Genomic DNA, 22,172 nt, shown 5'->3' on the forward strand with positions numbered 1-22,172 from the left:
CGGAGGTGTGCTCCCGGCCCGGGCGGGTCAGCCCGTCGGGAAGTCGAAGGTGTAGCCCTGCTGGACCAGCCACGGGAGCAGTTGGCCCAGGGCGGCCACACTCTGGGACCGGTCGCCGCCGCCGTCGTGCATCAGGATGACGCCGCCGGGCCGCAGCTCCTGCTGCGCCGTGGCGACGATGGCGGCGGCGCCCGGGCGGGACCAGTCCCTGGTGTCCACCGTCCAGCCGAGCGGGCGCATGCCGTCCTGGCGGGCGATGGCGCGGTTGTCGGGGCTGAAGTCGCCGCCGGGGGCGCGGAACCAGTCGACCCGGGTGCCCGGTCCGCCGGCCTTGACGATCATGTCCTTGGCGGTGTCTATCTCGAAGGTCTGACGATCGTGGGGCAGCGTCCGCATCGGCTGCGGGTGGTCCACCGTGTGGTCGCAGAGCCGGTGACCGGCCGCGACGATCCGCTTCACCAGGGCCGGGTGGGCGGTGGCCTGCGGGCCGATCTCGCAGAAGGTCGCCTTCGCGTGGTACTGCGCGAGCAGGTCGAGGATCTGCCCGGTCGCGGGACCGGGGCCGTCGTCGAAGGTGAGCGCCACGCTCCGGCCACCGTCGACGGTCCCGCGGACGATCGAGGAGCCGGCGGCGTCCGGAGCGGACGTCGCGGCTCCGGACACGGCCGCGGTCGTCGGCGCCGCCCCGGCGGGGAGGGCCGGCGTTCCGGGGCCGGCCGGTGTGCTCGCCACCGCGGCCGGCGCGGTGGGCCCTGGACCCGACGGCGCGACGGAGCCGCCGGCCGGGACGTCGGCGGAGCCGGTGCCCGCGCCGACGCCGCTGCTCGCGGCGCCGGCTGCGGTGCTCGGGCCGTTCGAGGCGCCCGCCGGACCGTTCGCCGTACCTGGCGTCGTCCCGGCGGCGCCGTCCGGGCTCGCGGCCGGGCTCGGGCTGCTGCTCGGCGCTGATCGCACGCTGTCACCGCCGACGGCCGCCCGCTCCTGCGAGACCGCTCCCCGCGAAGGGCCGCACGCGCAGGCCAGGGCCAGCGAGAGGACGGCCGCGGAGCCCGCGACGGCGCGCCGGACCACAGGGCGGCGGAACACCGGGCGGGTGGTGCCGTGGACGGGCATGGCAGCGGCCTCCTTGGCTGGGCGGCAGCCGCTCGGAGCGAGTCGGCCGCTCCTACGACCATGGTCGGACCCGGGAGATATCCGAAGCGTTCGCCGCCTCTTGAGAGAATCGTCACGGCCCCCTCGCGGCGGCCCCGGTGGGGGGCCGAGGGTGCACTCCGTGCACACCCCGTGGCCGTGGCCGGGCACCGGCCGCCCTGCCCATCCACCGGCGCTCCCGCGCCCGGCCGCCCGGGCCCGCCGGCTCCGGCCGGCCGGGCGCGGGAGCGCCGGCCACCGTGCGGCCCGGGTCAGTGCTGGTCCCGCTCGTGGCCCAGCGCGGCGCGCAGGCGGGCACGGGTGGCAGCCGCCGCCTCCCGGGTGACGGGGTCGTCACTGGCGACGGCGTCGTCCAGGAAAGCGTCGGCTGCCGCCAGCACGGCGGCCGGCAGCGTGACCTCGCGAAGTCCGAGCAGTTGGGTCGCGGCTCGCTGTCCCGAGCTGGCCGCCCGGTCCGGGTGGCGGTCCGGGTGGCGGTCCGGGTGGCGGTCCGGGTGGCGGGCCGGGGCCGTGGGGCCGGAGGAGCCCGCCCGGCCGTTGGTACTGGTCATCCGGTCGTTCTCCAGCGGTCGGCGGGGTTCATTGATCAGGGTCATGCCCGGTGAACCGTGGGCTGCCCCTGTCGGTTACGCGCTGACTGCGCCCTGCTGCTCTCAGGATGCCCGGCGGCCCCGCCCCGCAGGGTCCGGCGGGGCGGCGGCCGGAGTGATCGGCGCCGGACCATACCGGCGGGGCCGACCGCCGAGGGGCGTGTCGACGGCCGTGATCGCCGTGGCGGCCGTACCGGCCTCCGGGAGCGCGCCCAGGGGGTTCTCCGTCGGCTGCCCGGCCGCCAGGTGCGCGGTGTGGATCCAGCGGGCGAGGGCGTGCACGAAGTCCGGGCCGAGGGCGGCGGCCTGCTGGAGCTGGTCGAGGTCGCCCGGCCGGACCGGTACACCCGCTGCCGAGAGTGCGGTCAGCAGGGGATGCACCAGCGCCCGGTCGACGCGGGCCGCCGGCAGCCGGCCGGGATGCGCAGGGGTCGTCACCTGTTGCCCAACCGCGAGGCGCCCGCCCGGTCACGCCCGGCGAACCGGATTCCGCCGATGGGCCCAAACACCGACGGCCCCGGGCTCACCCGGGGCCGTCGGACGTCGCTAGCCCACATCGATGGCGGTCACGGTCGGCATCCCGACGGGTGCGTCCTCCTCGTCGTAGCCGGCCGCGTCCAGCGCCGACCGGGCGGCCGAGACCGCCGCGTCCTGGGCCGCCGTGCGGTCGTCGCCCTCCACCTCCAGGCGCAGGACGAAGGTCGAGGCGTCCTCGTCGACCGTGAGGACGTCGAGCTCCTCGGGCACGGAGCCCACCTCCTCGGGGTCGGCGCCCTGCAGGGCGGTCAGCAGGCGCGTCCTTGCGTCGGACTGCAGCGGACGCTTGAACGTTCCCGGGATGGTCAGCACGAATCTGCTCATACCTGCCGTGTAACCGCCGCCGGTACCGGCAAACCTCCCGGTCACCCGCTTGGGCCTGCAGCCGGGGCCGTGCCACCGGTCCGCCGGCCGCGCCGCCGTGAGCCGGTCGCCGAGCCGAGCCGATTCGACACGGCCCGGCGCGGCTCGGCTCGGCTCTAGAGCTTGCGCCAGCGCGCGGAGGCGAAGGAGAAGCACCCGAAGAGCACCAGGCCGACGGCCACCAGCACCAGGAGCCAGGGCCCGGCCGGGGTCCGCGCGAAGCTGCGCAGGGTGGCGTCCATGCCCTTGGCCTGGTGGGGGTCGAACCGTATCGCCGCCGTCACCAGGAACGCCCCGGCGCCGGTCAGCAGCACGCCGCGGGCGAGGTTGCCGCCCAGGCCGAGCGCGGTGACGACCTGGACCATCCTGCTGCTCATCCCGGCGGTCTCCAGTTTGCGAAGGAAGCGCCGCTGGAGAGCGCGGACCGCGATGCCGACCCCCACGCCGCTGATCGCCACGCCGACGACGGCGACCAGCACGCGGCCACCGGGCAGACCGAGCGCGGAGGCCGTCCAGTCCTGCGGATCGGCCTGTGAACCGGACCCGCTGCCGGCCGCGAAGGCGGCGGTGCCCCAGCAGACCGAGGCGTAGAAGACCGCGCGCGCCGCACTCAGGAGGCGGCTGCCCGTCTTGCGTTCACCGTTCTCACCGAACACCGCGAGCGAGGCCCGCCAGAGGGTCATGGCGGCGAAGCCGGCGGCCAGCGCCCAGAGCATGGCCCGGCCGAAGGGCTGGGCGGCCACCTGCTGCAGGGCGCCCTGCCGGTCGGCCGGTGCGCTCTCCGTGCCGAAGGCGATCCGGATCGCCAGGGCCCCGACGAGGACGTACACGACGCCGCGGGCGGTGAAGCCCGCGCGTCCCATCGCCCGCAGGGCGCCGCGCGGCGCCGGGGACGGGCCACCGGCCTTGTCCCGGCCGATCCGGCCTGCTGTCGCGTGCTGTGCGTGTGACGAGCTCAACTGTCCTCCCGGGCGCTGTGGACGCTCGGTTCACGTCCTCGGCACGCCGTCTGCCCGAGCGACCGGCGGTCACGCATCACCGGCCGTCAGGCATCGCCGGCGGTCGGGCATCACGGGGGGCGATCGTCGTCAGCGATCAGGCGTCGTCGGCGGTCGGCCGTCCGGGGAAGGCCGTCCGGGGAAGGCCGTCCGTGCCGCCCGCGCCCGGCGGGGCCGGGATCAGGCCGTCCAGCCGGCCGTCAGACCGAACACGACCAGAAGCGCGCCGATGGTGAGGTTGGTCGCCTTGTAGGAGACCAGGATCGCGGCGAACTCGCGCAGCGTCGCGCTCGGCCAGTAGTAGGCCGCGGTGGGAGCGCCCAGCACCTGTCCGGGCACACCGGCCCGACGGGCCGTCACGGCGGCCCGGAAGACGTGGAAGTTGTTGGTCACCACGACACACCGGTAGCCGGGCGTGTCGCGCTCCATCAGCTCCCGGCAGAACAGCAGGTTCTCGTCGGTGTTCCGCGACCGGTCCTCCTGCCGGACGTGTTCCGGCGGCACGCCGCGCTCCAGCAGGTACTCGGCCATCGCCTGCGACTCCGGAACCCTCTCGTCCGAGCCCTTGCCGCCGGAGGTGAGCAGCACCGGCGGCCGGCCCCGGGCGGCCTGGGCGCGGTGGAGGCCGAGGGCGCGGTCGAGCCGGCTCGCGAGAAGCGGGGGCACCCGGTGGCCGTCGACCAGCCCCGCCCCGAGCACCACGACGAAGTCGACGTCCCGGCGCACCCGCAGACGGCCGTAGACGAAGGCGTAGCCGAGGAAGCACAGGAGGAGGAAGGACACGTAGCCGGCCACCAGCAGGGTGGTGCCGGCGACGGCGCGCAGGGCGCGTGAGTCGAAGTGGACGGCCGCGAGCAGGAGGGCGACGAGTACGAAGATCGCCAGGCCCGCGGCGAGCGAGAGCAGGTTCGCCGGTTTCCGGCCCTCCTGACGGATCATCGTCACGCCGTTGGCGACCAGCAGGGCGGCGAACACCCCGATGCCGATCGCGGTGGCGACGGGCGCCACCGTCGTCACGACGTGGAGGAAGGCGTCCGGCAGCCGGTCGAGTTCCCCCAGCAGGCCGATGGCCAGGAACGCCACCGCCAGCCCGAGCAGGACGGCGTTGCTGAACCGGCGGCGTTCACGCCGTACCCCGAGGCCGAAGAGGACGAAGAACGCGGCGGCCAGGACGAAGGCGGGCATGCGCCCGATCCTACGTGGGTGATCGTCTCGCCCCCGGCCGCGCGAGGTCGCCCGGGCGTCCGGTGCCCCGGGGCGGGACGGCCGCTTCGGGTGTCCGGCCACCGGCGCCGGCCGGCCGCTTCGGGGCGACGATGACTGACGGCCCGGCCCGGGGGCAGACGCGGTCGGAGGCCGGAACAGGTCGGACCGGCCGTGTGTCAGGTCCGGGCGCGGGCGGGCGCTCCCGGCGCCGTTCGAGTGGACGCCGGACGCCGGCCCGCTCCGGACGGCCCGGAGCGGGCCGCCCGCGCCCGACCGGGAACCCCGGCGCCGGGAGCGCGCCCGGGCACCCGAGGGAAGGAGCACGTCATCGTGGGTCTCGGCAGCATCGTCCGCATGCTCGCCATCACCGCAGGGGCGGCCGGCGCCGCGTTCGTCCTCAACCGGGCGGCGGAGTCCGTGGCGCGCCGGTTGTCCGGCAGACGTCCCGGCAGTCCCGTTCTGGCGCTGCTGCGGACCTGCCGCCGGCCGCTGCAGCTGGCCATCGGCGCCACGCTGCTGCTGCTCGGCGAGCCGTGGGCGGCCCTTCCGCTGCGCATGCGCGGGGGAGTGCGGCACCTGCTGCTGCTCTGCACGATCTTCGGCGGTGCGTGGCTGGCGGCCCGGCTGGTGGCGCTGGTGATCGACACCAGCCTGCTGCTGTCGGCGCGCCGACAGGATCTCGGCCGGGCGCGCCGGGCGCGCACCCAGGCCGGGATGCTGCGCAGGATCTGCCAGGCGGCGATCGCGGTGATCGCGCTGGGCGCGATGCTGATGACGTTTCCGGCGGTCCGATCGCTCGGTACCAGCCTGCTGGCGTCGGCCGGTCTGGTCGGCGTGGTGGCGGGCGTGGCCGCCCAGAGCACCCTGGGCAACCTGTTCGCCGGCGTGCAGATGGCCTTCGGCGACATGGTCCGGATAGGGGACACGGTGGTGGTCGCCGGCGAGTGGGGGACGGTGGAGGAGATCACCCTCACCTACGTGGTGGTCGCGACCTGGGACCAACGGCGGATCGTGATGCCGGTCTCCTACTTCGCCGGCCGGCCGTTCGAGAACTGGTCGCGCAACGACACCAGGATCACCGGCACCGCCACGCTGCACGTCGACCACAGCACACCGGTGGAGGAACTGCGCCGGGAGTTCGACACGCTGCTCGCCAAGACGGAACTCTGGGACGGCGAGGGCAAGGCGCTCCAGGTCGTGGACACCACGCCCACCACGATGGTGGTGCGTGCCCTGATGACCGCGCGCGATGCCGGGGACGCCTTCGAGCTGCGCTGCCTCGTCCGTGAGCGGCTGATCGCCTACCTGCGCGAGGAACACCCCCAGGCGCTGCCCCGACTCGCCGTCACCCGGGCCCCGGGCGGTGAGACCCCGGAGTCGATGGCCTCGTGACCCGGGCCCGGGGCGGTGAACCCGACCCGCCGCCCGGGGCGGTGAACCCCGCCCGGCACCGGGGCGGTGAACCCCGCCGCCCCGGGCCCGGGCAGGGAGCTAGCCGACCGGCACCGTGACGTACGCGCCGAGCCAGCGGTCGAGTTCCGCGAAGACCTGGGTACGGGCGGTGTCCCCGGACAGGACGAGATCGTGCATGCCGCCCTCGATCCGGACGGTGGTGACGTGGCGCCCGAGGCGGGGGGCGAGCGCGGCGATGTCGTCGGCGCGCAGAATGGCGTCCGTGCGCAGCAGAGCCGGATCCCACGCGCTGGTGACGGTGGAGGCGGTGGAGGCCATCAGCAGGACCGGGCAGTCCACCCGCAGACCGCGGCGCACCTGGCGCTGGCCCCGCTGGACCGCGGCCAGCCACCCGGCGTACAGCGGGAACCCCTCGGCGGGCTTGAGGGTGAGGTCGAAGTCCCAGCTTCCCCGGTGGTCGCGGTGCAGGCTGTGCACGTAGTGCGGGTTCAGCGGCGCCGGAAGCTTGCGCAGGGCGGCGAGGCGTCCGAGTGCGTCGAGGGCGGGTGCGCCCAGAACGCGTACGGCGGCGCCGGCCGGCATCGAGAGGAAGGGGCTGTTGAGGAAGAGCCCGTCCACCAGGCCGTGTCCCGCCCGCCGTGACGCCCACAGCGCGGCCACCAGGCCGCCGGTGGAGTGGCCGTTCAGCAGCAGCTGCCGGTGGCCGTCCTCCTCGCGGATGATCCGGACGGCCTGGTCGATCTCCTCGTCGTAGGCGGCGAGGTCGCGGACGAAGTTCGGGGACTGGTGGGATCGCAGCGACCGGCCGTACTTGCGCAGGTCCAGCGCGTAGAAGGAGAAGCCGGCCCGGGTGAAGTGATCGGCGAGATGGGTCTGGAAGAAGTAGTCGGTGTAGCCGTGCAGATACAGCACGGCGCGTTGGGATCCGGGAACCGTGCGCCTGACCAGGGTCGCGCTGACCGCCCCCTCCTCGTCGGGTGTCAGGGGCAGCTCGGCCGCCTCGTACGGGGCACCCAGGATGTCTTCTCGGAACTCCATGTCTGGCACACCAATCTCCGCTCCGGCCTGCCGCCGCAGGCTCCACCGCCTCGGTCGCACCGACCTTACCGGTCGGTAGGCCGGGATGTGGGTGTGACGCCCCCGGGGCCCTATGCTGCCGTCATGCCGACCTACGCCCCCGCAGCGCCCCGCCGGGTGATCCCCCGCCCGTCCACCGGGCCGGTCGGGCCGCTCGCGGGGAACGTGCGGCCGGTCGGGCCGCTCGCGGGGAACGTACGGGTGACGGCGTGAGCGGGGAGGACCTCGACGGGCCGGTACCGGTCCAGCGCGAGGTCGAGCTCGGCCTCGCCAGGCTGATGCCGGACCTCGACCAGGACGGCGGCTGGCTGCTCACCCTCGACGGCACCCTGCAGTCCTACGTCGACCTCACCGACCCCACCCACCTGGAGTTCGAGTACACCCGTCGGCTCGGGCACCTGATCGACGCGCTCGCCCCGGCCGGGCAGTCGCTGGAGGCGCTTCACCTCGGGGGCGGCGCCCTCACCGTGCCCCGCTACCTGGCCGCCACCCGGCCCGGGTCGCGTCAGCGGGTGGCCGAGATCGACGGTCCGCTGCTGGCGCTGGTGGAGGAGCGACTGCCCTGGCGGGCCCCGGGCGTCGACATCACCGCCACGGTCGCGGACGCCCGCGAGGCGCTGGCCGCCGCACCGGCCGCCGCCGCGGACCTGGTGGTCGCGGACGTCTTCCACGGTTCGCGCACGCCCGCCCACCTGACCTCGGTCGAGTTCCTGCGGCACGCGGCCGCGGCACTGCGCCCCGGCGGCTGCTACGCCGCCAACCTCGCCGACGGGCCGCCGCTGGCCTTCGCCCGGGCCCAGGCCGCGACCCTGCGTGCGGTGTTCCCGCAGACCTGCCTGGTGGCCGAGCCCTCGGTGCTGCGCGGCCGCCGGTACGGGAACATCCTGCTGATCGGCTCGGACCGGCCGCTGCCCGTGCGGGAGCTCAGCCGACGGCTGGCCGGGGATCCCTTTCCGGCGCGGCTCTGCGAGGGCGAGGAGCTGACGAAGCTGGTCCGGCGCGCCGAACCGGTGACGGACGCCGGTGCCCAGCCCTCGCCGCCCCCGCCGGCCGGGGCGTTCAGCGTCGGCTGACGGACCTCGGACGTCCGAGGTCCGACGTCCGACGTTTGAGGTCGGAGGTCCGACGTCCGACGTTCGTCACCCCACGGCCTGACGCCCGACGAGCCTTCGGAGTCCCGGGCCCGGCCGACCCGGCGGGCCTGCCCGGAGGTCCCCGGGCCCGGTGCCAGAATCGGCAGGTCCAGCCACGACCTCCCGAGGAGCGCGACCATGACCGCCGACAGTCCGTCAGCGTCCCACCAGGCCCCGCCCGCGAACCAGCCGCCCGCGAACCGCCCGCCCGCGACCGGCGCGGCCCGGATCGGGGTCGAGCTGGAGGCGGTGCCCGAGACCGCCCTGTGGACCCTCTACCACCGCGCCGTCGAGGCCCGCCGCCCCGACACCGTGCTGCCGGACCCGAAGGCGGTCGAGCTGGTCGACCGGCTCGACCACCCCTTCGCCGAGCGCTTCGGGGGCGGTGGTGGTCTGCTGGCCCAACTCCAGGCCCTACGGGTGGCGAGCTTCGACCGTGAGGTGGCCGACTTCCTGGCCCGCCACCCGCGCGGCACCGTGGTCTGCCTCGGCGAGGGCCTGGAGACCCAGTACTGGCGGGTCGACAACGGCCGGGCCCACTGGCTCTCGGTGGACCTGCCCGAGTCGATCGCCCTGCGTGAGCGGCTGCTCCCCCCGGAGGCCCGGCAGCGGCTACTGGCCTGCTCGGTCACCGACCCCAGCTGGACGGCCGAGGTGGACCGCTCCCAGGGCGTCCTGATCACCGCGCAGGGCCTGCTGATGTACCTGCACCCGACGCAGGTGCGTGACCTGCTCGCCATCTGTGCGGAGAACTTCCCCGGCGCGACGATGGTCCTCGACGCGGTGCCGCGCTGGTTCAGCTCGCTCGCCCGGCGGGGCAAACTGCGCGACCACGGCTACCAGGCGCCGCCGATGCCCTTCGGCATGGACGCCGACGAACGGCACAAGCTGGCCGGCGCCCACCCGGCCATCGTCGAGGTCCGCGACGTCTATCCGGCCGGCGGTCGCGGCCTGCTGGGTGTGCTGCTCCCGGCCGGGGCCTGGCTGCCGGTGGTCTCGGCGAAGCGGCCCTCGGTGGTGGCGCTGCGCTTCGCGGACCGCAAGGAGTCCTCGACAGGCTGAGCCGCCCGGGACCGCTGCCGGACCGAGCCGCCCGGGACGTTCGCCGGGCCGCTGGCTCTGTACGTCCGCCGGGCCGGTGGCTCTGTACGTCCGCCGGGCCGCCGGGCGCCGCGAACACGTTTGCAACGAACGCGTTCGCTACGTACTTGTTCTTTACGAACATGTTCGTTACTGTCGAGGTATGACAGCACACGCCAACGCCCGGCCGAGTCGCCGGGAGCGGCCGGCCAAGCCGGCCCTGAGCCGGGCGGGCATCATCGCCACGGCGGTCGCCCTGATGCGCGCCGAAGGTCTGGAGAAGGTCACCATGCGCCGGCTGGCGCAGGAGCTGGACACCGGTCCGGCCTCGCTCTACGTCTACGTCCGCAACACCGCCGAGCTGCACGCGGCCGTCCTCGACGAGCTGCTCGGCTCGGTCGACCTCGGCGCGGCCGGGGGCGACGGTGACTGGGGGGACCGCCTGGCGGGGATCCTCACCTCCTACACGAAGGTGCTGTTCGAGCACCCGGCGCTGGCCCGGTCCGCCCTGGTGGCGCGGCCGTCCGGTGAGCGCTACCTGAACCTGGTGGAGGCCCTGCTGGCCCTGCTGGAGGAAGGCGGTGTACCGGGCCTGCGGGCCGCCTGGGCGCTGGACCTGCTGCTCCAGTACGCGACCGCCACCGCGGCCGAACAGGCCACCCGGCAGGGCGCGCCCGACGCCCAGGACGAGCAGGACGCACTCGTCGCGGCCCTGCGCGGTGCCTCCGGCGACACCCACCCGCACATCGCGGCGCTCGCCACCGAGCTGGTGTCCGGCTCCGGTGACGAGCGGCTCGCCTGGGGCTTTCGCGTCCTGATCAACGGAACGCTGCACACCCCCGGCCCCGGGCCCGACATCGCCTCCGCGCCGAAGCACCCGGCGTGACCCCACCGGATCATCCGCGCCGAAGCACCCGGCGTGACCCCACCGATCATCCGCGCCGAAGCACCCGGCGTGACCCCACCGATCATCCGCGCCGAAGCACCCGGCGTGACCCCACCGAACCGAGGAGTACCCGAGATGACCACACACCAGCCCATCACCATCGTCGGCGGCGGCCTCGGCGGCCTCGTCCTGGCCCGCGTGCTGCACCGTCACGGCATCGAGGCGGTCGTCCACGACCTCGACTCCTCGCCCGCAGCCAGGGGCCAGGGCGGCATGCTGGACATGCACGAGGAGTCCGGCCAGGCCGCGCTGCGGGCCGCAGGTCTCTTCGATCGCTTCCGGGAGATCGTCCACCCCGGCGGGGAGGCGATGCGGATCATGGGCAAGGACGCCGTCCTGCGGCACGAGGACGACGGCCGGGCCGGGCACCGCCCCGAGGTGAACCGGAGCGACCTGCGGCGCATCCTGCTGGACGGACTGCCCGAGAAGGCCGTCCGCTGGGGCACGAAGGTCGCCGGTGCCACCGCCCTGGGCGACGGCCGCCACCGGGTGGACCTGGCCGACGGCGGCACCTTCACCACCGACCTGCTGGTCGGAGCCGACGGTGCCTGGTCCAAGGTGCGCCCGCTGGTCTCCACTGCCACACCGGCTTACTGCGGCCTCTCCTTCGTCGAGTTCGACCTGGTCGACGCGGACCGCCGCCACCCGGACAGCGCCGCGCTGGTCGGCGGCGGCATGATGTTCGCGCTCGCCGAGGAGAAGGGCTTCCTGGCCCACCGGGAGACGGACGGACGCCTGCACGTCTACGCCGCCCTGCGCACCCCCGCGGACTGGGCAGGGCCCGGCGGGTTCGGCCCCGCCGACACCGCCGCGGTCAAGGCGGCGCTGCTGGAGCGGTTCGCGGGCTGGGACGACCGGTTGCTGGCACTCGTCCGGGACGCCGACGGCGTGCCGGTCGCACGGCCGATCCACGCCCTGCCGGTCGGGCACCGCTGGGACCGCACGCCGGGTGTGACGCTGCTCGGAGACTCGGCCCACCTGATGTCCCCGTTCGCCGGGGAGGGCGCGAACCTCGCGATGATCGACGGTGCCGACCTCGCGGCGGCGATCGTGGCCCACCCGGGCGACGTCGAAGGTGCGCTGGCCGCGTACGAGGAGCTTCTTTTCCCGCGCGCCGAGGCGGCTGCGGCCGAATCCGCGGCCAACCTCGATCTGCTGTTCCGTACCGACGCCCCGCAGGGCCTGCTCGACCTGATGGCGGGGCACCAGCGCCAGGCGATCTGACCGGCGCCGGGGCAGGGCCCGACCGGCCCGGCCCCGAGCCGCTCCGGGAGCGGGCAGCCGCGGGAGGCCCGGAGGGCGCTTCCCGGCCGGTCAAACCGGCACCAAGAGATCACCGAGGAGCCGGAAAGCCGGTGCCCGGTGTCCCGGCCCCCGGCCTCGCGTCCGGCGCGCCGGGCCGCGCGGGTTAGGCTGCCCTTTCGGGGACAGGCCCCGCCGCAATCGGATACGGCGAGATCGCCGTCTCGTTCTGCCACGGAGGTACCGGCCTTGCACATCGACGCCTGGATCGAGAGCGTCCCGCCGGGTTGGGTGTACGCCCTGGTCGCGCTGATCATCGGTCTGGAGAGCCTGGGCATCCCGCTGCCGGGCGAGATCGCCCTCGTCTCGGCGGCGCTGCTCGCCTCGCGCGGTGTGGTCAACCCCTGGTGGATCGCGGCCTGCGCCATCGGGGGCGCCATCCTCGGCGACTCGATCGGCTACTCGATCGGCCGCAAGGGCGGGAAGCCGTTGTTCGAGAAGCTCGGCCGGCGCTTCCCGAAGCACTTCGGCCCGGAGCACCTGGAGAGCGCCGAGCGCTCGTTCCGCCGGTGGGGCATGTGGGCGGTGTTCTTCGGCCGGTTCATCGCGCTGCTGCGGATCTTCGCCGGGCCGCTGGCGGGCGCGCTGCGGATGCCGTACTGGAAGTTCCTGATCGCGAACGTGGTCGGCGCGGTGGTCTGGGCCGGCGGCACCACGCTGCTGGTCTACCACGTCGGCAAGGTCGTCGAGCAGTGGCTGAAGGGCTTCTCCTGGGTGGGCCTGGTGCTCGCCGCGCTCGGTGGGGCGTTCTCCGCCTGGCTGCTCAAGCGCCGGGCCGCGAAGGCCCGTGCCGAGGCACCGGACACCGAGCCGCAGGAGCAGCCCGTGGCAGCCGCGGGGACCGTGGCGGACTGACGCTCCGCCAGCCCCGCCGGGTAGCATCGGCGGGGTATCCGGTCAGCGCGACGCCGTACGTGGAGGTCCTGTGAGCCAGCAGCAGTGGGACGCGGTCGACAGCTACTTCTCCGAGAAACTGGTCGGCGACGATCCGGTGCTGGCGGCCGCCCAGGCCGCCGCCGACGCGGCCGGTCTGCCACAGATCGCGGTCGCCCCCAACCAGGGCAAGCTGCTCCACCTGCTGGCCCTCACCCAGGGGGCCCGCCGGATCCTGGAGGTCGGCACCCTGGGCGGGTACAGCGCGATCTGGCTGGCCAGGGCGCTGCCCGCGGACGGCACGATGATCACGCTGGAGATCGACCCGGCGCACGCCGAGGTGGCCCGCGCCAACCTCCTGCGGGCAGGTCTGGACAAGGTGGTCGAGGTCCGGCTCGGCCGGGCCGCCGACTCCCTCGTGGAGCTGGAGCGGGCCGGCGTCGAGCCGTTCGACCTGGTCTTCATCGACGCCGACAAGGCCGGAAACCCGGACTACTTCGCGAGTGCGGTGCGGCTGACCGGGCCGGGCTCGCTGATCATCGTCGACAACGTGGTGCGCGGAGGCTCCGTCGTGGACGCCGACAGCACCGATCCGAGCGTGGTCGGCACCCGCCGCCTGCACGACGTGATCGCCGCCGAGCCGAAGGTCTCGGCGACCTCCGTCCAGACCGTCGGGACGAAGGGTTACGACGGATTCACACTGGCCCGCGTCCAGGGCTGAACCACCAGAGGAGCAAGACGTTGCGGATCGCACTGCTGGGCACCGGGCCATGGGCGGAGCGGGTGCACGCCCCCGTGCTCGCGGAACACCCCGGGATCGACTTCGCCGGGGTGTGGGGCCGGCGGCCCGAGGCCGCCGCCGCCCTGGCCGGGGCTCACGGGGTGCCCGCGTACGAGGACCTGGACCGGCTGTTCGCCGACGTGGACGCGGTCTCCATCGCGCTGCCCCCGGCCGTCCAGCCGGATCTGGCGGTGCGCGCCGCCGAGGCCGGGTGCCACCTCCTGCTGGACAAGCCGGTCGCGCTCACGGTGCCGGACGCCCGCCGGCTGGCGGAGGCGACGGCGCGCAACCACGTCGCCTCGGTGGTCTTCTTCACCGTCCGCTTCGGCGGCGAACAGGCGCTCTGGCTGGAGAAGCAGGCGGCGGTCGGCGGCTGGTTCACCGCCCGCTCCGACTGGCTCGGTTCGGTGTTCGCCCCGGGCAGCGAGAGCCCGTACGCGGCCTCGCCCTGGCGGCAGGAGAAGGGCGCGCTCTGGGACGTCGGCCCGCACGCCCTGTCCGTCCTGCTACCGGTGCTCGGGGACGCGCTGGAGGTGACGGCCGCCGCCGGGCCCAGGGACACCGTGCACCTGGTGCTCCGGCACACCGGTGGCGCGTCCAGCACACTCGCGCTCAGTCTGACGGCCCCGGTGGAGGCCGGCGGCACCAGCATGGAACTGCGTGGTACGGCGGGTGTGGCGCACCTGCCGGAGCGCGGGGAAGGTCCGGTCCGGGCCCTGCACGGCGCGCTGGACGCTCTGCGCGAGTCGGCGAGGACGGGCGAGTCGCACCCCTGCGACGCGGCCTTCGGACTGCGGGTGGTGGAGATCCTCGCGGGTGCCGAGCGCTCGCTCGCGGACGGCGGCCCGGCCGGGCTCTGACCCCACCGCCCTGTCGGCCGCGGCGGGCCAGGCGCGCATCGGCCCGGCCCTGCGCCGCCCGGCCCGCCGCGGCCGGGCCGGTCAGCGCTGCGCCTGCGGCCTGCGGTCGGCGGGCCGGCTCGGCGGGACGGTCGCGGCCGTGAAGTCGCGGGGACCGGTCCAGAGCGCCGGGACGGCGTCGCCGCGCCGGGCCAGCTCGTACCCGAGGGCCTCGTAGTTGATCCGCCAGCCGCGGAAGTGCGGCCAGGCCTCGGCGGCGGCCCGCTCGTGGGCGAAGCCCGCGGCGCCGAGCATGGCCAGCGCCGCGTCGAACTCGGTGAAGGTGAGCCGGATCTGACTGTCCGGATCGGGATCCGGGTCGAAGTCGATCCGCAGCGAGCGCGCGATGTCGCGCAGCGCCGTGAAGCCGGCCCGCAGCACCAGACGGGCCTCCGGTGGGGCGGAGCGCGGACTGACGGCCAGGTGCAGCGCGGCGGCGTCCATCACGGCGATCAGGCCCACCACCCAGTTGCGGTTCGGCTGGGGGGAGCGGAAGGAGAGCAGCACCGGGTAGTTGGAGTGGCTCTCGCCGATGTCGGCGGCCAGCCGCTCCCAGTCCCGGTACAGCTGCGGGAGGGCGGTCTCGGTGTCCACCAGCGACTGCCGGGCCAGCAGCTCGGGCCCCCAGGCCGGCTCCCCGGCCCGGGACTGCAGCAGCGTCACCTCGACCTCGCGACGGTTGTACGCGGCGTACAGGGTCGGCAGGTAGGCGATCTGCAGCGCGATCACCAGCGGGCCGCTGGCGGCGGCGAGGAAGTCCAGCGCCGACAGGTGCAGGCGGTCGCCGCTGGCGAAGCCGAGGGTGAAGAGGCTGGAGCCCGCCTCGCGGAACGACACCGTCCAGGCCAGCTGGGAGCTGCCGTGCATCAGCAGCGTGTAGGAGAGCAGCATGCTGCCGAGCCAGACCCCGAGCATGCCGACCAGCACCAGCGGCGCGAGCCAGGTCTGCGCCCGGTCCTGTGCGCGGTACGTTCCGAACGGCACCGCGCCCGCCCGCAGGGCCGCGCGCAGCACCGCCCAGAGCCGGTAGACCAGCGCCGAGTACAGGCCGCGCGGCACCACCAGGGTGCGCAGGATGCTGGCGACGGTGAGCAGCAGGAGCAGCAGGCCGGCCAGCGTGTAGATCAACCTCATGGCGACATTGTGCTGGTCCGTCCGCGCCCGCGCGGCGACGGCCCACGAACCGCGCGGGCGCGGGCGCCGTCCGGCGGTACGGCGCCCGCGTCCCCGCCCGCGCGGCGCACGGATCGGGGCGGGGGCGTTGACAGCGCGCCCTCTTCGGCTGAATGCTAAGCAAGCGCTTAGTCAGCGTGGATTCGCAGTGCCGGCGGGCACCCCGGTATCCGTACCCGCGCCGCCGTACCCGCGCCGCCGTACCCGAGCCGCCGCACGTGAACCGCCGCACCCGCACAGCCGTACCCGCGCCGCCGCACCGACCGCCGTATGGAAGCCTGGAGTGAGCCCATGTCCGACACCTCTGCCGACCCGCCGGGCCTGAACCTCGCGCGCCTGCGCGAGCACCTGGAGCGCGCCATGCCGGGCACTGTCCGGGGCCCGTTGCGTGCCGAGCGGATCGAGGGCGGCCGCTCGAACCTCACGTACGTCCTCTCCGACGACCACGCGCGCTGGGTGCTGCGCCGCCCCCCGCTCGGCCATGTGCTCGCCACCGCGCACGACATGGGGCGCGAGTACCGCGTGATGACGGCCCTGCGCTCCACGGCCGTGCCCGTCCCGCAGACCCTGCTGCTGGTCGAGGACGCCGAGGTGCTGGGGGCCGGCTGGTACCTGATGGAGTACGTGCCCGGAGTCGCGCACCGTGACGCCGCCGCGCTGACCGCGCTCGGGCCGGAGCGGGTCCGCGCCCTGGGCCTGAGCCTGGTGGACACGCTGGTCCGGCTGCACGCCATCGACCCGGCCGACGTCGGTCTGGCCGACTTCGGACGCCCGGACGGCTTCCTGGCCCGCCAGCTGCGCCGCTGGAGCACCCAGTTCGCCGCCTCCCGGAGCCGGGAGCTGGCCGGCATCGACGAGCTGCACACGCTGCTCACCGAGCGGCTCCCGCACTCCCCGGCGCCCACCGTGGTGCACGGCGACTACCGCCTCGACAACGTCCTGGTCGACAGTTCGCCCGACGGCGGGGACCGGATCGCCGCCGTGCTGGACTGGGAGATGTCCACGCTCGGGGATCCGCTCACCGACCTCGGCCTGCTCGTGATGTACACCGAGACGGCCGGTGCGGGCGGCGGGATCATCCCCGCCGCCACCACCGCGCCGGGCTACCCGGGCGCCCGCGAGCTCGCGGCCCGCTACGCCGAACGCTCCGGGCGGGACATCGCCACGCTCGGCTGGTACGTCGCCTTCGCCTCGTTCAAGCTGGCCGTGGTCGCCGAGGGGATCCACTACCGCTACCAGCAGGGAAAGACCCTGGGCGCAGGCTTCGAACGCGCCGGTGAGATGGGCCCGATCCTGGTCGACCACGGCCTCGCGGCCTTCAAGGAGCACTGACATGGACTTCTCGTACGACGCCCGCACCCTGGAACTGCGCGAGCGGCTGCTCGCCTTCATGGACGAGCACGTGTACCCCGCCGAAGCCGTCCTGGAGGCCCAGCTCGCCGATCCGGCGCGTGAACACTGGGAGATCCCCCCGGTGGTCGCGGAGCTCCAGGCCGAGGCACGCCGGCAGGGCCTGTGGAACCTCTTCCTGCCCGGCGAGGGCGGAGCCGGTCTGACCAACCTCCAGTACGCGCCGCTCGCCGAGATCACCGGCCGGAGCCCGCAGTTGGCACCCGCCGCGCTCAACTGCGCCGCGCCCGACACCGGGAACATGGAGCTGCTCGCCCAGTTCGCCGACGCCGACCAGCGCAAACGCTGGCTGGAGCCGCTGCTGAACGCGGACATCCGCTCGGCGTTCGCGATGACCGAGCCGGAGGTCGCCTCCTCCGACGCCGCCAACATCGCCACCCGGATCGAGCGCGACGGCGACCACTACGTGGTCAACGGCCGCAAGTGGTACATCACCGGCGCGATGAACCCGGCCTGCAAGATCTTCATCGTGATGGGCAAGACCGACCCGACCGCCGAGAAGCACCGGCAGCAGAGCATGATCCTGGTGCCGCGCGACACCCCGGGCGTCACCGTCCGGCGCGGCATGCGGGTCTTCGGCTACGACGACGCCGACCACGGCGGGCACGCCGAGATCCTCTTCGAGGACGTCCGCGTCCCGGCGGCCAACCTGATCGGCGAGGAGGGCTCCGGCTTCGCGATCGCCCAGGCCCGGCTCGGCCCCGGCCGGATCCACCACTGCATGCGCGCGATCGGCATCGCCGAGCGCGCCCTGGAGCTGATGTGCCGCCGGACGCTGGAGCGCGCCGCCTTCGGCCGCCCGCTGGCCGAGCAGGGCGTCGTGCAGGACTGGATCGCCGAGGCCCGGGTGCGGATCGAGCAGACCCGCCTGCTGGTGCTCAAGACCGCGTGGCTGATGGACACCGTGGGCAACCGGGGCGCGCACACCGAGATCCAGGCCATCAAGATCGCCACCCCGCTCACCGTCGAGTGGATCCTCGACAAGGCCGTCCAGGCGCACGGCGCGGCCGGGGTCAGCCAGGACACCCCGCTCGCCCAGCTCTGGGCCGGCAACCGCACGCTGCGGCTGGCGGACGGACCCGACGAGGTGCACAAGCGCTCGCTCGCCCGGCGCGAGCTGGCCCGGTACCGCGAGGTGGCCCGATGACCACCGCCGAGGAACTGCGCACCCGTACCGCGGATCTGCTGGCCGCCCACGATCCGGCGGCCACCGAGCCGCTGGAGTTCCTGCGGGCCCGCTTCGACGCCGGCCTCGCCTGGGTGCACTTCCCGCCCGGCCTCGGCGGCCTCGGCGCCCCACGCGCGCTGCAGGCCGTGGTGGACGCGGAGCTCGCGGCGGCGGGCGCACCCGACAACGACCCCCGCCGGATCGGCATCGGTCTCGGCATGGCCGCGCCGACCGTCCTGCGTTTCGGCACCGAGGAGCAGAAGCAGCGCTTCCTGCGCCCGCTCTGGACGGGCGAGGAGGTCTGGTGCCAGCTGTTCAGCGAGCCCGGAGCCGGCTCCGACCTGGCCGCGCTGGCCACCCGGGCCGTCCACGAGGCCGGCGACGCGGAGGGAGGCGGGGACGGGCCGGGCGGCCACTGGACCGTGGACGGGCAGAAGGTGTGGACCTCCAGTGCCCACCTGGCCCGCTGGGCCATCCTGCTCGCCCGCACCGACCCGGACGTCCCCAAGCACCAGGGCATCAGCTACTTCGTCTGCGACATGACCGACCCCGGCGTGGACGTGCGCCCACTGCGCCAGCTGACCGGCGAGGCCGAGTTCAACGAGGTCTTCCTGACGGGCGTACGGATCCCGGACGCGCACCGGCTCGGCGCGGTGGGCGAGGGCTGGAAGATCGCCCAGACCACCCTCAACAACGAACGGGTCGCGATCGGCGGCCATCGCACTCCCCGGGAGGGCGGCCTGATCGGGCTGCTCGCCGACGTCTGGCGCGAGCAGCCGGGTGCCCGGACCCACGAGCTGCACCAGCGGCTGCTGCAGGGCTGGACCGACGCCGAGGTGCTGCGGCTGACCGCCGAGCGGCTGCGCCAGCAGCTGGCGGTCGGCCAGCCCGGCCCCGAGGGCGCGGCCGCCAAGCTTGCCTTCGCCCGGCTCGCCCAACAACTGACCGGCTTGGAGGTGGAGTTGCTCGCCGAGGAGGGGCTCGGTTACGGCGACTGGACGATGTCCCGCCCGGAGCTGGTGGACTTCACCGGCCGCGACGCGGGCTATCGCTACCTGCGCGCCAAGGGCAACTCGATCGAGGGCGGCAGCTCCGAGATCCTGCGCAACATCATCGCCGAGCGCGTTCTCGGCCTGCCCGCCGAGTCGCGCTCGGACAAGGACGTGCCGTGGAAGGAGTCGGCCCGATGACCGAACTCGACCTGCTGTACTCGGAGGTGGAGGAGGACCTGCGCTCCGCCGTCCGGGCCGTGCTCGCCGACCGGTGTCCGCCGCAGGCCGTCCTCGCCCGCTGTGAAGGGCCGGAGCCCTACGACACGGGCCTGTGGCGGGTGCTGGCCGAGGAGGTCGGTGTCGCCGGGCTCCCGGTGCCCGAGGCACTCGGCGGGGCCGGGGCCTCCCTGCGGGAGAGCGCCGTGGTGCTGGAGGAGCTGGGCCGGGCCTGCGCGCCCACCGCCTTCCTCGGCAGCGCCGTCCTCGCCACCACCGTCCTGCTGGCCGCCGACGCCTCGGCGGAACTCACCGCCCTCGCCGCGGGGGAGCGCACCGCCACCCTGGTGGTGGCGCTCCCGACAGCGCCCGAAGCGCCCTTTCCCCTGGGCGTACGGGCCACCGGCACAGGGGAGTTGACCGGCACCGTGGCCTGGGTGGCGGACACGCCGGCGGTCGGACTGCTGATCGTCCCCGCCGACGGCCCGGCCGGCCCCGGCCTCTACGCGGTCGAGGCCGCCGAGGCGACGCTCACGCCGCGCGGTTCGCTGGATCTCACCCGGCCGCTCGCGGACGTCTGCCTCACGGGCGCCCCGGGCCGGCTGCTGATCGGTCCCGACCGCGCCGAGGCCGTGCTCCGCCAGGCACTGCTCACCGGCGCCGCCCTGCTCTGCTCCGAGCAGCTCGGCCTGGCCGAGTGGTGTCTGGCCACCACCGTGGCGTACCTGCGGGAGCGCCGGCAGTTCGGCCGGGTGGTCGGCTCCTTCCAGGCTCTCAAGCACCGCCTGGCCGATCTCTGGCTGGACATCGCCGGTGCCCGTGCGGCGGCCCGGGCCGCGGCCGACGCGCTGGCCTCGGGTGCGTCGGACGCCGCGATCCTGGTGGCCGTCGCCGCCTCGCACTGCTCGGACACCGCCGTCCGCGCGGCGGAGGAGGCCGTGCAACTGCACGGCGGGATCGGGATGACCTGGGAGCATCCCGTGCACCTCTACCTCAAGCGGGCCAAGGCCGATCAGCTGGCCCTCGGCACCCCCGGCCGCCACCGCGCGGCGCTGGCCGCGCTGGTCGACCTGCCCGCCCCGGGGGCGGTGGCGACGCCCCGGGTGCCGCACGTGTGAGGGCGGCGGGCCCCCGCCGGACGGCGGCGGGGGCGGTCGGCGCCCGGGGGCATCACCACCGGCCCCTTCCCCGCACGACGGCGTCGGGCCGGGAGGGTACCGGCCGGGGGGGCCGGGACGGCGGGGCCGGTGACGGTCAGGACGGTGGCGCGTCGGCCGGGTCGGCGGCGTGCACGGGGACGTCCGGGTGCCGGAACCAGGAGCCCTGCACGGCCCACTGGACGAGCATCAGCACGGCGCCGATCAGCAGCGCCCCGACACCGATCACGGTCACCCCGCCGGTCTGCCCGAACACCGGCAGGTCGATCGAGGTGCTGCCGTAGTCCGGCTGCGCGTAGACGTCGAAGGCCGCGTAACAGAAGAAGTACAGCAGCATCAGCCCGCCCAGCAGCGGGAAGAGGCCCTTGAAGACGAAGTCCTTGGCACTTCGGGTCAGCACTCTGCGGTAGTACCAGACGCAGGCGAAGCCGGTGAGACCGTAGTAGAACGCGATGCCCAGGCCGACCGAGGCGATCGAGTCGGCCAGCACGTTGTCACTGATCAGCGTCAGCAGGACGTAGAAGGCGATGGAGGCGATGCCCATACCGATCGTCGACCAGGTCGGCGTGCGGTGCTTGGCGTGCACCCGGGCGAACTGGCTGGGGATGGCCCGGTGCGCGGCCATCGAGAACGAGGTACGGGCCGTCGGCAGGATCGTGGTCTGGGTGGAGGCCGCGGAGGAGGTCAGCACCATGAAGATCAGCAGTTTGGTGAGGAACCAGCCCAGGCCCTGGTCGCCGAAGACCGCGCCGCCCAGACCGGACAGCACGTCACCCGCGTTGTCCGGGTTCCCCAGCCCGATGCCGTCCGCGCCGACACCGGCGAAGGCCTGCGCGGAGGTCGACACCAGCGCGTAGATCACCAGCAGCAGCACGGTGGAGATCACGGCGGCGCGCCCGGGCGTGCGGTGGCTGTCCGCGGTCTCCTCGTTCACCGAGACGGCGGTGTCCCAGCCCCAGTAGATGAAGACGGCGGCCAGGATGCCCGCCGTCAGGGCACTGGTGGTGGGGACGTTGAACGGGTTGAACCACGAGCCGGAGATCTTGATCGCGGTGGCCGGCGGGTGCGAGCCGTAGACCTTCACCAGAGCCGTGATCGAGAAGATCGCCAGCATCACGATCTCGACGCCGAGCAGCCAGCGCTGCAGTGCGGCGGAGATCTCGATGCCGACGTAGCAGATCGCGGTCATCACGATGATCCAGGCCACCCCGGCCAGGGTCGTCCAGGTGGTGTTGGAGGCCAGTGAGTCCAGCCCGAGCAGCTGGAACCCGTACACGCCGGCGATCTGGGCCAGATTGGCCATCACGATGATGTCGGCGACGATGATGCCCCAGCCGCCCATCCAGCCCGTCCGGGGGCCGAAGGCGCGGGCGGCCCAGGTGAAGGTGGTGCCGCAGTCGGGGTCGGAGGCGTTGAGCTCCTTGTAGGCGTACGCGATCAGCAGCATCGGCACGAAGCCGAGGATGGTGATGATCGGCGCCTGCAGGCCCACACCGGCCACGATGATTCCGAGTGTGGCGGCCAGGCTGTAGGCCGGTGCGGTGGAGGCAAGTCCGATCGCCACCGAGGACACGAGGCCGAGCGCACCGCCCTTGAGCCCCTTCTCGCCCGCACCGGAGCCGGTGACGAGCGGTGCTGCGGGCGGCCCGGGACGACCGGCTGGAGCGGACACTTGTCCCCACCTTCTTCTTCCTGCGTCGGGCGGA

Annotated in this window: 22 protein-coding genes; 13 read left to right on the plus strand and 9 right to left on the minus strand. The window is 74.3% G+C overall.

What is annotated here, in order from left to right; genetic code table 11:
- Window positions 1-27: 27 nt before the first annotated feature.
- The 6 genes from OG823_RS32860 to OG823_RS32885 form a co-directional block, all read right to left on the minus strand.
- A complete protein-coding gene (locus OG823_RS32860) occupies window positions 28-1,113 on the minus strand; it encodes a polysaccharide deacetylase family protein (RefSeq protein ID WP_371483941.1) in 1,086 nt (361 codons plus the stop codon).
- 290 nt (window positions 1,114-1,403) lie between these two features.
- The gene (locus OG823_RS32865; protein ID WP_371483943.1) at window positions 1,404-1,748 is read right to left on the minus strand and encodes a hypothetical protein; all 345 of its coding nucleotides are present in this window, start codon (window positions 1,746-1,748) and stop codon (window positions 1,404-1,406) included.
- 57 nt (window positions 1,749-1,805) lie between these two features.
- Window positions 1,806-2,180 (minus strand): hypothetical protein, encoded by a 375-nt coding sequence (locus OG823_RS32870; RefSeq protein ID WP_371483945.1) that lies wholly within the window; start codon window positions 2,178-2,180, stop codon window positions 1,806-1,808.
- Between the two features lie 108 nt (window positions 2,181-2,288).
- Entirely contained in the window at window positions 2,289-2,603 is a 315-nt protein-coding gene (locus tag OG823_RS32875; protein WP_371483947.1) for a hypothetical protein, read from the minus strand.
- A gap of 155 nt (window positions 2,604-2,758) precedes the next feature.
- Window positions 2,759-3,601, minus strand: a complete 843-nt coding sequence (locus OG823_RS32880; protein WP_371483949.1) for a DUF1206 domain-containing protein — start codon at window positions 3,599-3,601, stop codon at window positions 2,759-2,761.
- A gap of 219 nt (window positions 3,602-3,820) precedes the next feature.
- Window positions 3,821-4,825 (minus strand): YdcF family protein, encoded by a 1,005-nt coding sequence (locus tag OG823_RS32885; protein ID WP_371483951.1) that lies wholly within the window; start codon window positions 4,823-4,825, stop codon window positions 3,821-3,823.
- Between the two features lie 351 nt (window positions 4,826-5,176).
- Here OG823_RS32885 and OG823_RS32890 point away from each other — a divergent pair, with 351 nt between their 5' ends.
- Window positions 5,177-6,238, plus strand: a complete 1,062-nt coding sequence (locus OG823_RS32890; protein ID WP_371483953.1) for a mechanosensitive ion channel family protein — start codon at window positions 5,177-5,179, stop codon at window positions 6,236-6,238.
- A gap of 99 nt (window positions 6,239-6,337) precedes the next feature.
- Here the strand turns inward: OG823_RS32890 and OG823_RS32895 are convergent, their stop codons facing one another.
- On the minus strand, window positions 6,338-7,297 hold the full coding sequence (locus OG823_RS32895) for an alpha/beta hydrolase (protein ID WP_371483955.1): 960 nt from the start codon (window positions 7,295-7,297) through the stop codon (window positions 6,338-6,340).
- Between the two features lie 123 nt (window positions 7,298-7,420).
- Here OG823_RS32895 and OG823_RS32900 point away from each other — a divergent pair, with 123 nt between their 5' ends.
- From OG823_RS32900 to OG823_RS32935, 8 genes are all read left to right on the plus strand, one after another.
- The gene (locus OG823_RS32900; RefSeq protein WP_371483957.1) at window positions 7,421-7,549 is read left to right on the plus strand and encodes a hypothetical protein; all 129 of its coding nucleotides are present in this window, start codon (window positions 7,421-7,423) and stop codon (window positions 7,547-7,549) included.
- A 65-nt stretch (window positions 7,550-7,614) separates the two neighbouring features.
- Window positions 7,615-8,409 (plus strand): spermidine synthase, encoded by a 795-nt coding sequence (locus OG823_RS32905; RefSeq protein WP_371484741.1) that lies wholly within the window; start codon window positions 7,615-7,617, stop codon window positions 8,407-8,409.
- 198 nt (window positions 8,410-8,607) lie between these two features.
- Window positions 8,608-9,531, plus strand: a complete 924-nt coding sequence (locus OG823_RS32910) for a class I SAM-dependent methyltransferase (RefSeq protein WP_371483959.1) — start codon at window positions 8,608-8,610, stop codon at window positions 9,529-9,531.
- Window positions 9,532-9,712: 181 nt separating this feature from the next.
- Window positions 9,713-10,435 (plus strand): TetR/AcrR family transcriptional regulator, encoded by a 723-nt coding sequence (locus OG823_RS32915; RefSeq protein WP_371483961.1) that lies wholly within the window; start codon window positions 9,713-9,715, stop codon window positions 10,433-10,435.
- 135 nt (window positions 10,436-10,570) lie between these two features.
- On the plus strand, window positions 10,571-11,719 hold the full coding sequence (locus OG823_RS32920; protein WP_371483962.1) for an FAD-dependent oxidoreductase: 1,149 nt from the start codon (window positions 10,571-10,573) through the stop codon (window positions 11,717-11,719).
- 267 nt (window positions 11,720-11,986) lie between these two features.
- Window positions 11,987-12,652, plus strand: a complete 666-nt coding sequence (locus tag OG823_RS32925; protein ID WP_371483963.1) for a DedA family protein — start codon at window positions 11,987-11,989, stop codon at window positions 12,650-12,652.
- A 70-nt stretch (window positions 12,653-12,722) separates the two neighbouring features.
- Entirely contained in the window at window positions 12,723-13,391 is a 669-nt protein-coding gene (locus tag OG823_RS32930; protein ID WP_371483964.1) for an O-methyltransferase, read from the plus strand.
- Between the two features lie 20 nt (window positions 13,392-13,411).
- On the plus strand, window positions 13,412-14,311 hold the full coding sequence (locus OG823_RS32935; protein ID WP_371483965.1) for a Gfo/Idh/MocA family protein: 900 nt from the start codon (window positions 13,412-13,414) through the stop codon (window positions 14,309-14,311).
- 81 nt (window positions 14,312-14,392) lie between these two features.
- Here the strand turns inward: OG823_RS32935 and OG823_RS32940 are convergent, their stop codons facing one another.
- The gene (locus OG823_RS32940) at window positions 14,393-15,484 is read right to left on the minus strand and encodes a hypothetical protein (RefSeq protein WP_371483966.1); all 1,092 of its coding nucleotides are present in this window, start codon (window positions 15,482-15,484) and stop codon (window positions 14,393-14,395) included.
- A 330-nt stretch (window positions 15,485-15,814) separates the two neighbouring features.
- Here OG823_RS32940 and OG823_RS32945 point away from each other — a divergent pair, with 330 nt between their 5' ends.
- Genes OG823_RS32945 through OG823_RS32960 form a run of 4 tightly spaced genes read left to right on the plus strand, consistent with a single transcriptional unit; the run spans window position 15,815 to window position 20,427 of the window.
- Complete coding sequence (locus OG823_RS32945; RefSeq protein WP_371483968.1) at window positions 15,815-16,855, plus strand: phosphotransferase family protein; 1,041 nt, start codon at window positions 15,815-15,817, stop codon at window positions 16,853-16,855.
- A gap of 1 nt (window position 16,856) precedes the next feature.
- The gene (locus OG823_RS32950) at window positions 16,857-18,080 is read left to right on the plus strand and encodes an acyl-CoA dehydrogenase family protein (RefSeq protein WP_371483970.1); all 1,224 of its coding nucleotides are present in this window, start codon (window positions 16,857-16,859) and stop codon (window positions 18,078-18,080) included.
- Window positions 18,077-19,291 carry an acyl-CoA dehydrogenase family protein gene (locus tag OG823_RS32955; RefSeq protein ID WP_371483971.1) on the plus strand — a complete coding sequence of 405 codons (1,215 nt, stop codon included), beginning with the start codon at window positions 18,077-18,079 and terminating at the stop codon, window positions 19,289-19,291. Before OG823_RS32950 ends, OG823_RS32955 begins: the two co-directional genes overlap by 4 nt.
- Window positions 19,288-20,427, plus strand: a complete 1,140-nt coding sequence (locus OG823_RS32960; protein WP_371483972.1) for an acyl-CoA dehydrogenase family protein — start codon at window positions 19,288-19,290, stop codon at window positions 20,425-20,427. Before OG823_RS32955 ends, OG823_RS32960 begins: the two co-directional genes overlap by 4 nt.
- Before the next feature lie 136 nt (window positions 20,428-20,563).
- Here the strand turns inward: OG823_RS32960 and OG823_RS32965 are convergent, their stop codons facing one another.
- Complete coding sequence (locus OG823_RS32965; protein ID WP_371483974.1) at window positions 20,564-22,138, minus strand: APC family permease; 1,575 nt, start codon at window positions 22,136-22,138, stop codon at window positions 20,564-20,566.
- Between the last annotated feature and the right edge of the window lie 34 nt (window positions 22,139-22,172).

The sequence above is a fragment of the Kitasatospora sp. NBC_00315 genome (assembly GCF_041435095.1).
Lineage (GTDB): Bacteria > Actinomycetota > Actinomycetes > Streptomycetales > Streptomycetaceae > Kitasatospora.